Annotated in this window: 13 protein-coding genes; 11 read left to right on the top strand and 2 right to left on the bottom strand. The window is 60.0% G+C overall.

From position 1 onward, the window contains the following. Positions 1–7: 7 nt before the first annotated feature. The 6 genes from D3P04_RS08600 to D3P04_RS08625 all read left to right on the top strand — a co-directional run bounded on the left by D3P04_RS08600 (position 8) and on the right by D3P04_RS08625 (position 5452). On the top strand, positions 8–934 hold the full coding sequence (locus D3P04_RS08600) for a LysR family transcriptional regulator (RefSeq protein WP_119747878.1): 927 nt from the start codon (positions 8–10) through the stop codon (positions 932–934). Further along, a complete protein-coding gene (argE, locus tag D3P04_RS08605) occupies positions 931–2136 on the top strand; it encodes an acetylornithine deacetylase (RefSeq protein ID WP_119747880.1) in 1206 nt (401 codons plus the stop codon). Before D3P04_RS08600 ends, argE begins: the two co-directional genes overlap by 4 nt. Positions 2137–2853: 717 nt before the next feature. Then, on the top strand, positions 2854–3828 hold the full coding sequence (locus tag D3P04_RS08610; protein ID WP_119747882.1) for a cation diffusion facilitator family transporter: 975 nt from the start codon (positions 2854–2856) through the stop codon (positions 3826–3828). Beyond that, positions 3825–4139, top strand: coding sequence for an ArsR/SmtB family transcription factor (locus D3P04_RS08615; protein WP_119747884.1), 315 nt, complete (start codon positions 3825–3827; stop codon positions 4137–4139). Before D3P04_RS08610 ends, D3P04_RS08615 begins: the two co-directional genes overlap by 4 nt. Positions 4140–4447: 308 nt before the next feature. Then, positions 4448–4804, top strand: a complete 357-nt coding sequence (locus D3P04_RS08620; RefSeq protein ID WP_119747886.1) for a cupin domain-containing protein — start codon at positions 4448–4450, stop codon at positions 4802–4804. Positions 4805–5008: 204 nt separating this feature from the next. Then, positions 5009–5452, top strand: a complete 444-nt coding sequence (locus tag D3P04_RS08625) for a YtoQ family protein (protein WP_119748202.1) — start codon at positions 5009–5011, stop codon at positions 5450–5452. A gap of 116 nt (positions 5453–5568) precedes the next feature. Here D3P04_RS08625 and D3P04_RS08630 read toward each other — a convergent pair whose 3' ends face one another. Beyond that, positions 5569–6009, bottom strand: a complete 441-nt coding sequence (locus D3P04_RS08630; RefSeq protein WP_232844934.1) for a DinB family protein — start codon at positions 6007–6009, stop codon at positions 5569–5571. A gap of 312 nt (positions 6010–6321) precedes the next feature. Here D3P04_RS08630 and D3P04_RS08635 point away from each other — a divergent pair, with 312 nt between their 5' ends. From D3P04_RS08635 to D3P04_RS08650, 4 genes are all read left to right on the top strand, one after another. Further along, a complete protein-coding gene (locus D3P04_RS08635) occupies positions 6322–6687 on the top strand; it encodes a DUF6152 family protein (protein ID WP_119747888.1) in 366 nt (121 codons plus the stop codon). A 3-nt stretch (positions 6688–6690) separates the two neighbouring features. Continuing rightward, positions 6691–7149, top strand: a complete 459-nt coding sequence (locus D3P04_RS08640) for a hypothetical protein (protein WP_119747890.1) — start codon at positions 6691–6693, stop codon at positions 7147–7149. Positions 7150–7396: 247 nt separating this feature from the next. Then, positions 7397–9142 (top strand): sigma-54-dependent Fis family transcriptional regulator, encoded by a 1746-nt coding sequence (locus D3P04_RS08645; protein WP_119747892.1) that lies wholly within the window; start codon positions 7397–7399, stop codon positions 9140–9142. Positions 9143–9291: 149 nt separating this feature from the next. After that, positions 9292–11091 (top strand): NAD(P)/FAD-dependent oxidoreductase, encoded by a 1800-nt coding sequence (locus D3P04_RS08650; RefSeq protein ID WP_119747894.1) that lies wholly within the window; start codon positions 9292–9294, stop codon positions 11089–11091. Between the two features lie 190 nt (positions 11092–11281). Here the strand turns inward: D3P04_RS08650 and D3P04_RS08655 are convergent, their stop codons facing one another. Continuing rightward, complete coding sequence (locus tag D3P04_RS08655; RefSeq protein ID WP_119747895.1) at positions 11282–12559, bottom strand: ArgE/DapE family deacylase; 1278 nt, start codon at positions 12557–12559, stop codon at positions 11282–11284. Between the two features lie 162 nt (positions 12560–12721). Here D3P04_RS08655 and D3P04_RS08660 point away from each other — a divergent pair, with 162 nt between their 5' ends. Continuing rightward, entirely contained in the window at positions 12722–13501 is a 780-nt protein-coding gene (locus D3P04_RS08660; RefSeq protein ID WP_269902624.1) for an IclR family transcriptional regulator, read from the top strand. The last annotated feature ends 252 nt before the right edge of the window (positions 13502–13753 follow it).

Genomic DNA, 13753 nt, shown 5'->3' on the forward strand with positions numbered 1-13753 from the left:
TCACGCCATGCCCCTCAGATTCACGCTGCGACAACTGGAGTATTTCATCGCCGTGGGCGAGGCGGGCAGCATCGCGCTGGCAGCAGAAAAGGTGAATGTCACCGCACCCTCGATGTCCTCGGCCATCGCCCAGCTTGAGGCAGGGTTCGGCGTCCAGCTTTTCACCCGGCGCCATGCGCAGGGCTCGGTGCTGACCCCGACGGGTGAGCGTTTTATCGAACAGGCCCGTATCGTGCTGGAAAGCGCGGCCAAGCTCAACGATCTGGCAAATATTTATACAGGCAGTGTGCGCGGGTCTTTGCGGGTGGGTTGTTTGCGGACCTTCGTGCAGTTGATGGTGCCGCAGTTGCGCCGCAGTTTCGAGACCAGATACGCCAATGTCGATTTCAGTCAGGTCGAACTGGATCAGGCGCAAATCTTCGACGCGCTGGGCGCATCCCGGATCGACCTGGCACTGACATATGATCTGTCGCTGTCCAGCGATATCGACTTTCAGCCGCTGCGAACCTTGCCGCCCTATGTCATGGTCGATGTCGACCATCCACTGGCCGGGCGGAGCGAGGTGACCGCTGCCGATCTTGTTGATCACGACATGGTCCTGCTGGATATGCCGCATAGTTCGGATTATTTCCTGTCGATGTTCCGCGCCCTCGGGCAGCGCCCGCGCATCACAGAACGCACATCCGAGATTTCGATCCAGCGCAGTCTTGTCGCCAACGGTTTCGGCTTCGGCATCTCGAACATGCGCACGGTGTCCGAAGCGTCGATGGACGGCAAGCTGCTCAAGTTCATCCCGCTGCACACGCCGGTTCCGCCTCTTCAGCTTGGCATCGCCATGTCCCGGGCGGCCCATGTCTCACGCACGATTCAGGCCTTCATCGATCACTGTCACGAGGCCGCCGATGCCAATAATCTGCCCGGTCTCGCGCCATGACGAATGATGCTTTAGAAACCCCCGCCATCTCGGACATTCTTGCCCGGCTCATTGCCTTTCCCACGCTGTCACGGCAATCGAACCTCGCGCTTCTGGATTATGTCGAAGGATTGCTGCGGCCCGCCGGTATACGGTTCGAACGGTTTGCCAGCGACGACGGCACACGCGCCAATCTTTGGGCCAGCCTTGGCCCTGAAGGCCCCGGGGGCGTGGTGCTGTCGGGCCATTGCGACGTCGTTCCCGTCGAGGATCAGGAATGGAGCCGCGATCCCTTTACGCTGCACCATGAGGACGGCAGGTTCTACGGGCGCGGCACCGCCGACATGAAGGGTTTTCTGGCCGTCGCAATTCATGCCATGCTAAGCGCGGCCAACCGGCCCCTGCGCCTGCCGCTGCATCTGGCGATTTCCTATGACGAAGAGGTCGGCTGCCTTGGCGTGCGCGGGATGCTGGATATGCGCCGCACGCATCCTGCACGGCCCGCGCTTTGCCTGATCGGAGAGCCGACCGGCATGCGCATCGCAACCGGGCACAAGGGAAAACGCGGCCTGCGTGCCTGCTGTTTTGGACAAGAGGGGCATTCGGCCCTCGCTCCCGACGCTCTGAACGCGCTGCATCTTGGCGCGGATTTCATAACCCGGCTTCGGACCCGACAAATGCAGCTTGAAGCGGTCGGCGCCCGGGACGAGGCTTATGACATTCCCTATTCGACGATCCATGTGGGCACCATGCATGGCGGCACCGCACTGAACATCGTGCCCGGTCGCTGCGATCTGGAGTTCGAGCTGCGCAACATCGCGGCGGACGACCCGGATGCGATCATCGCCGATATCGTCGAGGATGCCGAGGCCACCGCCGCCCCCTATCGCAACCGCTTTCCGGATGCGCGGATCGAGGTGGAAGAGGTCTCGGGTTATCCCGGCCTCGATACCCCCGCCGATACACCCTCCGTGGCACTGCTGCAATTGCTGCTTGGTCGGCAAGACCCGCCGATCAAGGTCGCTTTCGGCACCGAGGGAGGACTTTTCCACGAAACGCTTGGCCTGCCGACACTGATATGTGGCCCCGGACATATGGCGCAGGGTCACAAACCCGACGAATTCGTCAGCGAGACGCAGCTTGCCGAATGCGCGGAGCTCATCGCAGCCATCATAGGCGTTCTTGAAGATGGGAACGAACCGGCCCTGACCAAACCGGCTTGATCACCTCATCGATCCGCATCGGAAAGCTGACAGAGTCCTTTGCCGTGCAAAGCGGGCATGAAACTTTGCCAGTATGAGCCGCCCTTGATGCGCGAATACCCGTCCAACGCATTGTATCGGCGTTTCGCGGTTGACGGCGCTGCCTGCACATGCCCGCAAAGACCCTTCCGCTCTCTCTAGCTGACCGCGTAGAGAGTTCTGGCCCGCAGCACAGTTCCGGTAATCGAGCCGGATTTGGTAATCGAACCGGATTGCACATATGAGCACATTACCCATGCTCCGGAACGCGGCCTTCAGATGTCAACACAACCCGCCTTCATGATTTTTCCGGACATGTTTTCTGTGTTGATTTGCTTAAATCCACAGCCGCTTGCATATGACTTAATCATGATTGGCATCGGCGATATGCCCATGAAACCCTGTTGCCCGGGGTACTTCTCCGGGAATGCGGTACAGACGATCAGTGCACCCGCGCGCCGGGATTGCCCGACCAAATCTTACCAGATCAGGAAATCGCCAGTGGTCCTGCTGGCGGCGCCTTCAGTACCCGCAGATGCGGCGAAGCCCGTACTCAATATCCCCGAAAGGGGGCCAAGGGATAAATCTTCCGGGAAAGGGAGGGCCGGTCACTACCCTGACAACAGAGTTATTCGGCATTGACATATCATATATGAACAGATATTCATATATGATATTTTTATCCTGAGTGAGCGAGCCATGTCCCATTCACATTCCCACGATCATCACGATCACTCCCATGCGCCCACCGTAAGCGGCGACAACGAGCGCAAGGTGCTGCTGTCATTCTTCCTGATATTCACCTTCATGATCGTAGAGGTGATCGGCGGTCTCATATCGGGCTCGCTGGCGCTGCTTGCGGATGCGGGACATATGCTGACCGACGCGGCGGCGCTTGCGCTCGCCTATGCGGCGTTTCGGTTCGGTCGACGCGCGCCCGATTCCAGGCGGACCTTCGGCTATCTGCGCTTCGAGGTCATTGCAGGCTTCATCAATGCCATCACCCTCTTCGCGATCGTTGCCTGGATCATCTATGAAGCCTGGCAGCGATTCCAGGAACCGCATGCAGTCCTTGCGGGACCGATGTTCGGCGTCGCCGTTGCCGGTCTTCTCATCAATGTTCTCGTGTTCTGGATTCTCACGCGGGGGGATAGCGAACATGTCAATATCAGGGGCGCCGCGCTCCATGTTCTTGGCGATCTGCTCGGTTCGGTCGGCGCAGTCATGGCTGCGATCGTTATCTACTATACGGGCTGGACGCCGATCGATCCCATTCTGTCGGTTGTCGTATCCCTGTTGATCCTGCGCAGCGCCTGGAAGCTTCTGGTCAAGTCGCTTCATATTCTGCTTGAAGGAGCCCCCGGCGATGCGACGCCCGAGAAAATCGCATACCATCTAAGGAACAAAGTCCCGGGAGTGGCAGATGTCAGCCATGTCCATGTCTGGTCCATCACATCCGGCCGGATGCTGGCCACGTTGCACGTGCGACCGGCGGCCGACGCGGATATCCAAGAGGTGGTGCGTGCGGTCGAGCGCGAATTGCAATCGCAATTCCGGATAGAACATGCCACCATCGCCCCGCAATGGGATGACGAGCCCCCATCATGCAGCCTGTCTCGAACCCCGCACCGGGCACATACCCATAACCACGGCCCACAGGAATATGCCCGATGAACCCCGCCCCTTCGATGTCACAGCACGATATGACCATTCTGGCGGAAACCTTCCGATTACTTGGTGACGCCACCCGCCTGAGGATTCTGTTCTTCTGCCTGTCCGAACCAAAGTCGGTTGGACATATCGCCGAAAGCCTCGACCTGTCGCAGACGCTGGTCAGTCACCATCTGCGCCTGCTCAGGGGCGCTCGGCTGGTCAGGGGGGAACGCCGGTCGAAGCAGGTTTTCTACGAGATCGCCGACAATCATGTGAGTGATATGCTGATCGATATGGCGACCCATATCGCTGAAGATCATGCCGAGGATTAGGGAAAGCGTGTCGCGATAAATTCCAGTGGAAACCCCGAAGCAAACCCACCACCGCGATCTGCAATGCACGGCGATTGACGCAGGCCGAATATCCGCTTCGAAATCATGGACCTCTGCTCTATAGCCGTTCGTCCTGCCATGCACTGGATATCTGCCGTGAATGAAATTTCCTATTTAGAATAAAAATTTCTTTGAAAGAAATTCTCCCTCATGCTACCAATGATCCGAATTTTACCAGCCACGCCAAGGAGCCCGATATTCGCGGCGAAATAGGCATAGAAGGGCTTTCGCAACTCAGGAGACCTGCAATGGCAATCAAGAAATTCGGCCACTATAAAGCACCCACTGTCGAACCAATCACGGACGATCTCGACTGGTGGCATCCGGTCGAAGGCTCGCCGACCATGAAGACATGGATCGAGCATCAGACCGAAGACGGCAAATATCTGACCGGTTACTGGGAGGCCACTCCGGGCAGTTACCGCGTGAAATATGACGTGGATGAATTCATCCACATGTTTGAAGGCAAAGCGACGCTGATCAATGATGGCGAAGAGCCGCGCAGCTTCGTTGCAGGCGACAGTTTCGTGATCGAAGCGGGTTTCAATGGTATCTGGAAAACCGAAGAAACCGTGCGGAAAGCCTTCGCAATCCGTGTCAGGTAAATATATCGCCCAATAGTCAAAGGCGAACCGGCGGCATGGGTTCTGAACATGCCGCCTTCCGGCGCCCGGACAGTTGCGCTTCGGGTCAGGATGAACGAATATCTCTTCGTCCCTGTGCATGCGCATCTGGATATACAGGTGCAGAACGGTCCAAACCAAGTTCCGGATCTTCACGCGACAGGCAAAGATGAGGTGAACTTTCCAATGCAATTGAGTGTCTATTTGGCTGGCGAAATTCATACCGACTGGCGCGAAAATATCATCGCAGCCTGTGAAGGTCTGGCGATCGAATGGTATGGTCCGGTAACCGACCACGCCGCCTCGGATGATTGCGGAGTCGAGATTTTCGGCGCCGAAGACAGCAAGTTCTGGCATGATCGCAAAGGCGCATCACTGAATGCCGTGCGGACCCGCACCGCAATCGCACGCAGCGATGTGGTCGTGGTGTGTTTCGGCGAAAAATACAAGCAGTGGAATGCGGCCTTCGATGCCGGCTATGCGGCGGCTCTTGGCAAGCCGCTTATCGTGTTGCAACTTCCCGAGCATGATCACGCATTGAAGGAAATCGATGCGGCGGCGAATGCCGTGGCGCGCACGCCTTCAGAGGTTGCCCGCGCCCTGAAATATGTGGTGGCCGGAAAGCTCTGAAGAAGCCGGTCGCCACAACTCCATTCCGGGGATAAACGCGGTCAGCTTGCCTTGGGCTTCCCTGTGCCCCTCCTCCGCATGATGCGCAGCTCTGGATCATCTTGTTGCGGTATCTGTTATTGTGGCAGCATCGGAAGGTCAGTTGACCAGGGCTCAGCGCCTGCTGCCGTCGGCATCGCGTAAACCTGTCCCCGGTGGTGGGTCTGATGGTTGGAAAGTTGAACAGCACAAACGTCCATTGGCTTTTCGATCCGCGTTGAACCATCCCCAGGATACCAGACAACCATCCCGTCAAGATCCGTATCCAGCCATTGTGCCGCCCAGATTTCGATTTCCTCATTCCGCCTCGAACGAAGCTTCTTGAATTCATGCCAATCCGACGGGTTTGTCAGAGAGTGCGTAATTGTTTCCTCGGGGCGCGCGTTCCCCTTCAATCGCTGCAACATGAGGGCGTCAGCCCAATAAATATGGTTCAATGTAGCCGCGATCGACTGAAAGAACGCCCCTCGATCCTTCCAGCGATCCTCATGCGCGAGTCCATCAGCGGCAGTTACCAAAGAGCTATTCTGTCAGGTGTTGTAACGAACCATAAGTTGGCAGTATCCGGCTGAGATCATTTTTCCCGGTTTCCAATGGTTGTCGATATTGGCTGCCTGCCGATCACGGCGTGGCGGTCAAGCCTCCCGCGTCACATCCTAAATTCAGTTGCCGGTCCCGCTATTACCCAATTATCCGCGCTTCCCGCAATCGTGCTATCATCCCTTCACAGGTTTTGTTCCAGATGCCGGGAAAGGGCCTTGCGCCGCAAGCCGCGACTTGCCGCATCACCGCAGCATGACCTATTCTTGACGCAGGGAAAGGAGAAGCCCATGCTGACGCGACGCAGACTGTCTCTCTCTATCCTCATTACAGGACTTGCCGGCCCCGCGCTTGCCCATCATGGCTGGCGCTGGACCAGTGGCGAAAATGTCCGGCTGACCGGCACCATCCGGTCGGCCCAGCTTGGCAATCCGCATGGCATATTGCAAATCGATGTCGAAGGTGAAATCTGGCAGGTGGAAATCGGCCAACCCTGGCGCAATGAACGTGCGGGCCTGACCGATGCCGATTTCGCCGAGGGCCGGGAGATCGTCATCGAAGGCGAACCATCGGCGAATGTGGAAGAGCGGTTGCTGAAAGCCGAACGCATCTGGTTCGACGGCAATCTTCACGAACTCTATCCCGAGCGCAGTTAGGGCGTGGAGGCACTGATCGAGATGCTCGCGGCCAGCGATCCGGCGCAGATCATGCGTAACGGCCGCTGGACCTATGCCGCCGTGAGCGGCGGGCATGTGCTGGGCATCGCGCTGCTGATTGGCGCCATCGCCAGCCTCGATCTGCGGCTGACCGGGCTGTGGCCGACCGTTCCCGTGCCCGTTCTGGCGCGTGTTCTGGTGCCGGTAGCCGCCACTGGTTTGGCACTGGCCATGATGTCCGGGCTGCTGTTGTTTATGGCCGGACCAGCCGATTACCTGCAGATGCGGCTGTTCCTGCTGAAACTGATGCTGATCGCCTGCGGCACCGGCCATGCGGTCTGGTTTCATTCCACCAACAGCTTTGCGCGCCCGAATGCCGGATTATGGCGTGTCGGGCTGCTGTCGCTGCTTATCTGGCTTGCGGTATTGATCTGTGGCCGGATGCTGGCCTTCGTGGATTAGGCAGCCGCCCGGCAACCAAAGCTGATCGTCACGAGACCACGTGAATTGATCGGTTCTTATCCCCTGAGTTGCGAAAGCCGTGGCATAAGCAGGTCGCCTCTGCCGGGTCTCTTGCCCATGGGTTCCGATCCGACGGATGCGGAAATGCACAGTCGCGCAAGCTTCCATCGCGGCAATGCAGATCAGAATATTTGCAACAAATCCGCCGGTGATGCCATACTGACCACAGGGACTCGGGGAGACATGGATGCGGGATACCGATCATCTGCACGAGATTGACCGGGTGCTGCGCGGGCAGACCACCGGGCGCGACGGCGTGGTCTCGGAAAGCTGGCGCCGCTGTGTCGAGACCTATGGGCTGGATCCTTCGCAGCCCTCGCCCGCCCATATCGTCACCGAATCCGAACTGCGCGCCCATCGCGAACAATCCGAGCGGCTGATCGCCATCGCGCGATCCGGGCTCGATGCATTGTTCCGGCAGGTAGCGGGGCAGAATTATGTACTGCTGCTGGCCGATGCCAAGGGCGTTACCGTGGATTTCTTCGGCGACCGGCGGTTCGAGGACGATCTGCGGACGGCGGGCCTTTATATGGGCTCGGACTGGTCCGAGGATCGGGCGGGAACCTGCGGCGTGGGTTCCTGTATCGTCACCGGCGAGGCGGTCACCATTCACCAGAGCGATCATTTCGACCTGCATCACACACCGCTTTCCTGCACCGCCGCACCGATCTTTGACACATCCGGCAATCTGTCAGCCGTACTGGACCTGTCGCTGCTGCGTTCACCTCAGCCCAAGGCGAGCCAGAATCTGGCGATGAACCTGGTCTGCGCCTCGGCGCGGCGGGTCGAGATGGCCAACCTGATGGCCATGACGCGGAGGGATTGGGTGCTGCGTTTCTCGGCCAGCCCGGAATTTCTGGAGGTCGATCCCGAAGCCGCCATCGCGCTGGACGGGGCCGGTCGCATCATCGGCATGACCCATGCGGCGCAACTGGTGCTTGGCACGCGGAACGGCGGCCTGATCGGGCAGCGGCTGGACAGGATCATGGAACTGTCAGCCGATGACCTGCCCGAACTGATGCGCGGGCGGCCAAGCGAGGAACGTGTGATCCGCCTGCATGACGGCCGTGCCCTGTTCGGCCATGCCATCGCTCCGCAATCGCCACGGGTGCCGCGTGGAACAGGGGTCGCGCTGCCCGGTGGGCTGTCCAGCCTTGCCGGCCCGGATCCGGCGATGCAGACCCTGCTGACACGGGCGGCGAAACTGGCGCGAACCCGGATCCCGCTATTGCTGAGTGGCGAGACCGGGACCGGCAAGCAACGCCTCGCCCGCGCCATGCATATGTGCGAACCCGACGCCCGGCCCTTCTTCCTGCTGGATTGCGCCGGCGCGGATCCGGCGGCGATCGATGCGTTGCGCCCACGCGCCGATCAGGCGGGCACGCTGTTTCTGCAGGGCGCCGACGATCTGTCGGCCGCAGGACAAGCCGCCGTGCTGCGACTGCTGACCGATGCCAAATTGCGGGTCATCTCCTCGGCCCGCGGAAATCTGGCGACGATGACCCGCTCGGGCGAGTTTCGCGGCGACCTGTTCTTCCGCATCGCGGGCGCGACGCTGGCACTGCCGCCTCTGCGGTTGCGACAGGATTTCGACTGGCTTCTGGACAAGTTGCTGCGGCAACGCAATCCCGACGGGCTGCGCCTGACCCCGGCGGCGCGGGCGGAACTGAAGGCGCGCGACTGGCCGGGCAATCTGCGCGAACTGGCCAGCGTGCTGGATGTGGCCGTCAACCTTGCCGAAGGTACGGCCATTGATATCTCGGACCTGCCCGACCCGGTTCTGGCGGGAACCGGGCGCGACCCTGCCGAGGATCTGGAAGCGGTACTGGACGCCTGCGGATGGAACATGGCGCTGGCGGCGCGGCGGCTTGGCGTCAATCGCTCGACCGTACTGCGCCGTGTGCAAAGGCTGGGGCTGACCCCGCCGCATTAGAGTTGCGGTCCTGTTGCGCGGCGTTGCGTCTGCAACGGCGGTCGCGGGAAATGCGCCCGGGCGGTGCCCGTGCCGTGAATTTCCCTGTTCGACCTTCCCTGAAGATTGCAGGTTTCTCTTGGAGGAATTTCAATCCAAGGGAGGAAAACATGCTCGATTCCGCATTGTCAGACCGGGTGCAGTCGCTGCTGGACGAATTCGGCGCGGCGCTGGAAACCGGCGATATCGACCGTGCCGCACAGATGTTCGTCACCGATTGCTATTGGCGCGACCTGGTGGCGTTCACCTGGAACCTGCGCACCATGGAGGGACAGGATCAGATCGCCGAGATGCTGCGCGCGCAGCTTTCCGCGGTCAGGCCGACCGGCTGGAAACTTGCCGAAAACGACATACCGACCGAAGAGGATGGCGTCATCACCGCATGGATCACGTTCGAAACCGCCGTGGCACGCGGTTATGGCCTGATCCGGTTGCGCGACGGCAGGATCTGGACGTTGCTGACCACGATGCAGGAACTCAAGGGTCACGAGGAAGCCAGGGGATTTGCCCGCCCTCTGGGCGCGAAACACGGCGCGGGCAAGAACCGGCAAAGCTGGAAGGAAGAGCGCGAGGCCGAGGCCACCGAACTGGGCTATACCCGCCAGCCATATACGGTCATCATCGGCGGCGGACAGGGTGGCATCGCCCTTGGCGCGCGGCTGCGCCAGCTTGGCGTGCCAGCCATCGTTCTGGACAGGCACGAACGCCCCGGGGATCAGTGGCGCAAACGTTACAAGTCGCTGTGCCTGCATGATCCGGTCTGGTACGATCACCTTCCCTATATCAAGTTTCCCGACAACTGGCCGGTCTTTACGCCCAAGGACAAGGTCGGCGACTGGCTGGAAATGTATACCAGGGTCATGGAACTGAATTACTGGACGCGCAGCACCTGCCAGCGTGCCAGCTATGACGAAAAGGCGAAGGAATGGACCGTCATCGTCGATCGCGACGGCGAGGAAGTCGTGCTGAAGCCGAAACAATTGGTGCTGGCGACCGGCATGTCGGGCAAGCCGAATATCCCGAAATTCCCCGGCGCCGACAGTTTCAAGGGCGAACAGCAGCATTCCTCGCAGCATCCCGGCCCCGATGCGTATAAGGGCAAGAAGGTGGTGATCATCGGCTCGAACAACTCGGCCCATGATATCGCAGCGGCCCTGTGGGAACATGATGTCGACGTCACCATGATTCAGCGGTCAAGCACGCATATCGTGCGCTCGGACACGCTGATGGATATCGGGCTGGGCGGGCTGTATTCCGAGCAGGCGGTAAAGAATGGCGTCACGACCGAAAAGGCCGATCTGATCTTTGCCTCACTGCCCTACAGGATCATGCATGAATGGCAAATTCCGCTGTATGACCAGATGCGCGAACGCGACAGGGATTTCTACGAGGGGCTTGAAAAGGCCGGATTCAAGCTGGACTGGGGCGATGACGGCTCGGGCCTGTTCATGAAATATCTGCGCCGCGGTTCCGGCTATTACATCGACGTGGGCGCCAGCCAGTTGATCATCGACGGCGAGGTCAAGCTTGCGCAGGGACAGGTGACCGAGATCGTCCCCGAGGGCGTCAAGCTGGACACGGGCGAAGTGCTTCCCGCGGATCTGATCGTCTATGCCACCGGCTATGGCTCGATGAATGGCTGGGCCGCCGATCTGATCGGGCAGGATGTCGCGGACAAGGTCGGCAAGGTCTGGGGACTGGGATCCGACACCACCAAGGATCCCGGCCCGTGGGAAGGCGAACAGCGCAATATGTGGAAGCCCACCCAACAGGAATCGCTGTGGTTCCACGGCGGCAACCTGCATCAGTCGCGGCATTATTCGCTGTATCTGGCGCTGCAGCTCAAGGCACGAATGGAGGAGATCGAAACCCCTGTCTACAAGGTTCAGGAGGTTCACCACCTCGGTTGAGGCCAACGCCGGCAGGTCGCGTTACGGATTCGAGAGATCTGCCGGCAACCGGCGCAGCATGTCCAGCCATCACGGACCGTGAGGCGTCGTCCTCGAAAATCAGCTTCAGCGGATAACCCTTACCGTTCATCTCGATGCCAGACGGGCAGCCGGGCCGGGAAGAGATTCCCGCCGCCCGGGCGGATAAAGATCAGATCGCCTCGGTCCCGCACCAGTCTGCGATGAACAGCGCCATCGTCTTGGTAACGCTGCGCAGCGATTCCAGGCTGACATATTCGTCAAATCCGTGGACGTTGCGCGAAACGGGGCCATAGCAAAGCGTGGGTATCCGGTTGTAAAGCGCATAGACCCGCGCATCGAGATAGGCTGGTGTCGTGAAGCTTTCCAGCTTGGCCCCGAAAGCCACCTCATGGGCGCGAGCCAAGGTGTTCTCGGCTTCCGAGCCGGGTTCCAGATAATAGCCTTCGGCATTGAATCCGTTCTGCGTCACCCTTGGCGGGTTCTGCCCAAGGAAACGATCCCCGCGCGCGAAATTCGAGATGTGATCGGTGATCTCGCGCAGCTTGTCCTGCGCCTTCTGACCCGGATAGATCGAGATCCGCGCCTGGAAACGGCACCATGCCGGAACGGACGATCCCCAGTCGCCGCCCTTGATAATACCGATATTCATGTTGATCGGCTTGGGCTCATCCTCGAAACCGCGATGCTGATCCTTCTCGGCGTTCCATTTCGCCTCGATCTCGCGCAGAGCGCCGATCACGCGATAGGCGGCGTCGATGGCATTGGCCCCCTCTCCCATCTGGCGAACATGGACCGGGATGCCGCGCACTTCCACCTCGAACCACAACACGCCGCTGCAGGCGCGGGCCAGCTTGTTCTCTTCGGGCTCGGGGATCAGTGCCGCGTCGGCGGTATAGCCGCGCAGGAAGGTTTGAAGCGCCCCGTTGCCGGTGGATTCCTCTTCCACCACCGATTGCAGATAAACCGTCGATGCCGGTTGCAGCCCGATCCGCTTCAACGCTTCGAGCGCATAGACATTGGCCCCCGCCCCTGCCTTCATATCCCCTGCGCCGCGGCCATACATCCGGTCGCCGACGATCTCGCCGCCATAGGGTGAATATTCCCACATATCCTCGGGGCCGACCGGCACGACATCCAGATGATGCTGCAGGATCAGCGAGCGGCGCTTTTCTTCCTTCGGATGATGGATACCGACCACGATCGGCGCGCACGAATGGCCAGCCGCAAAAGGAGCGCCGCCTTCATGATTGGTCAGCTCCGCCTCGCTCATCTCGAAACGGTCCATCTTGAAGCCGCGCGCGGCATAATCGTCATAGATGAAATCCTGGATCGTGAATTCTTCGCCACGCTGCGAGGCGAAGGACACTAGCTTCTGTGTATAGGCGATCTGTTCGTCGAAACCCTCATCGACGGCACGGAGAATCGCATCGCGCAGGTCAGTGTTCAAAGCCGGACTCCCTTGGTCTTTCGTTTTTCTTGCATCGAGTTGAAAAGAATAGATTGATCTTTACAAGTCAATAAGTGAATGCTTCGTATCAACTACTGATACACTCACAGGAAAATGCCAAACAACCAACCTGATTCTCCGACCCCGCCTGAATCGATCGGCATGCGCGCGGTGGATCGCATTGCAGCAATTCTGCGAAGTTTCTCGATGACCCGCCCGATGCTGTCCCTGACCGAGGTCGCAATGATCGCCGGGCTGGACAAGAATACGACGCGCCGTCTGTTGCTGGCGCTTTGCGCCGCCGGTCTGGTGCGGCGTGACGAGGCGGATGGCCGCTTTGGTCTGGATATCGGCATACTGAAATTACAGCCGGCGGTGCTGGGTCCGCGGGCACTGCGCGAAACGGCAGCGCCATATCTGCAATGGCTCACCGAACAAAGCGGAATGACCAGCTTTTTCTGGATCGCCGATCCGGACGGTGCGATCTGCATCGAACGGGTGCGCGCGAGTGGTGTCTTTCTGGATGTGCCCTGGTCCACACCCGGCACCGTGGTTCCGTTGAACATGGCCGCGGGGCCTCGCGTGGTTCTGGCCCATCTCGACGACACGGCGCGCGCCGCGTGGCTTGCCCGGACGCAGCACCGATTTACCCGCTTCACCCAGACGGATCCCACCGACCTGCTGCGCGCCGTCGCCCGGATCCGGGCCGAAGGCCACGAGTTGATCCTGAACGACTATTACGTCGGCATGGGCGGGCTTGGCGTTCCGGTGCTGGATCGCAGCGGTGCTTTCGTCGGCGCGATCTCGGTCACCTCGGGCACCGGAGAGTTTCAGGATCCCGGCCGCATGCAGCGCGTTCTCGCCGCCGCGCAGGAGACCGCGTCCGCCATCGGCATCCGTCTGGGGCCGCATGCTTGCCCTGTCTCCGGTCAGGCAGAGTGAACACAGACGCGTCTCGTGGCATATATCTTTCATCACCTGTCCGCGACAGCGCTGGAAGGCGATTTCGGCTGAGAGGGTTTGGCTTCACCCGCGCTTCTTCGTCACTCCGACAGGCCCCGGATTTCCCTTGAATCTCAACGTCAAAGCTGTGCCAGCGCCACCGCCAGAAAGCAGAGCTAGGCGATTTTCCGCAAATCCGTTCCACTTCCGTCTGTTCAGAGATAGCTTCCAGCCATACGCTCGAAGCAAGCA

Source organism: Paracoccus onubensis (assembly GCF_003591515.1).
Classification (GTDB): domain Bacteria; phylum Pseudomonadota; class Alphaproteobacteria; order Rhodobacterales; family Rhodobacteraceae; genus Paracoccus; species Paracoccus onubensis.

Excerpts from the sequence above, each read along its gene's own strand:
- D3P04_RS08600 (WP_119747878.1), top strand. The coding sequence starts at position 8 with ATGCCCCTCAGATTCACGCTGCGACAACTGGAGTATTTCATCGCCGTG.
- argE (WP_119747880.1), top strand. The coding sequence starts at position 931 with ATGACGAATGATGCTTTAGAAACCCCCGCCATCTCGGACATTCTTGCC.
- D3P04_RS08610 (WP_119747882.1), top strand. The coding sequence starts at position 2,854 with ATGTCCCATTCACATTCCCACGATCATCACGATCACTCCCATGCGCCC.
- D3P04_RS08615 (WP_119747884.1), top strand. The coding sequence starts at position 3,825 with ATGAACCCCGCCCCTTCGATGTCACAGCACGATATGACCATTCTGGCG.
- D3P04_RS08620 (WP_119747886.1), top strand. The coding sequence starts at position 4,448 with ATGGCAATCAAGAAATTCGGCCACTATAAAGCACCCACTGTCGAACCA.
- D3P04_RS08625 (WP_119748202.1), top strand. The coding sequence starts at position 5,009 with ATGCAATTGAGTGTCTATTTGGCTGGCGAAATTCATACCGACTGGCGC.
- D3P04_RS08635 (WP_119747888.1), top strand. The coding sequence starts at position 6,322 with ATGCTGACGCGACGCAGACTGTCTCTCTCTATCCTCATTACAGGACTT.
- D3P04_RS08645 (WP_119747892.1), top strand. The coding sequence starts at position 7,397 with ATGCGGGATACCGATCATCTGCACGAGATTGACCGGGTGCTGCGCGGG.
- D3P04_RS08650 (WP_119747894.1), top strand. The coding sequence starts at position 9,292 with ATGCTCGATTCCGCATTGTCAGACCGGGTGCAGTCGCTGCTGGACGAA.
- D3P04_RS08660 (WP_269902624.1), top strand. The coding sequence starts at position 12,722 with ATGCGCGCGGTGGATCGCATTGCAGCAATTCTGCGAAGTTTCTCGATG.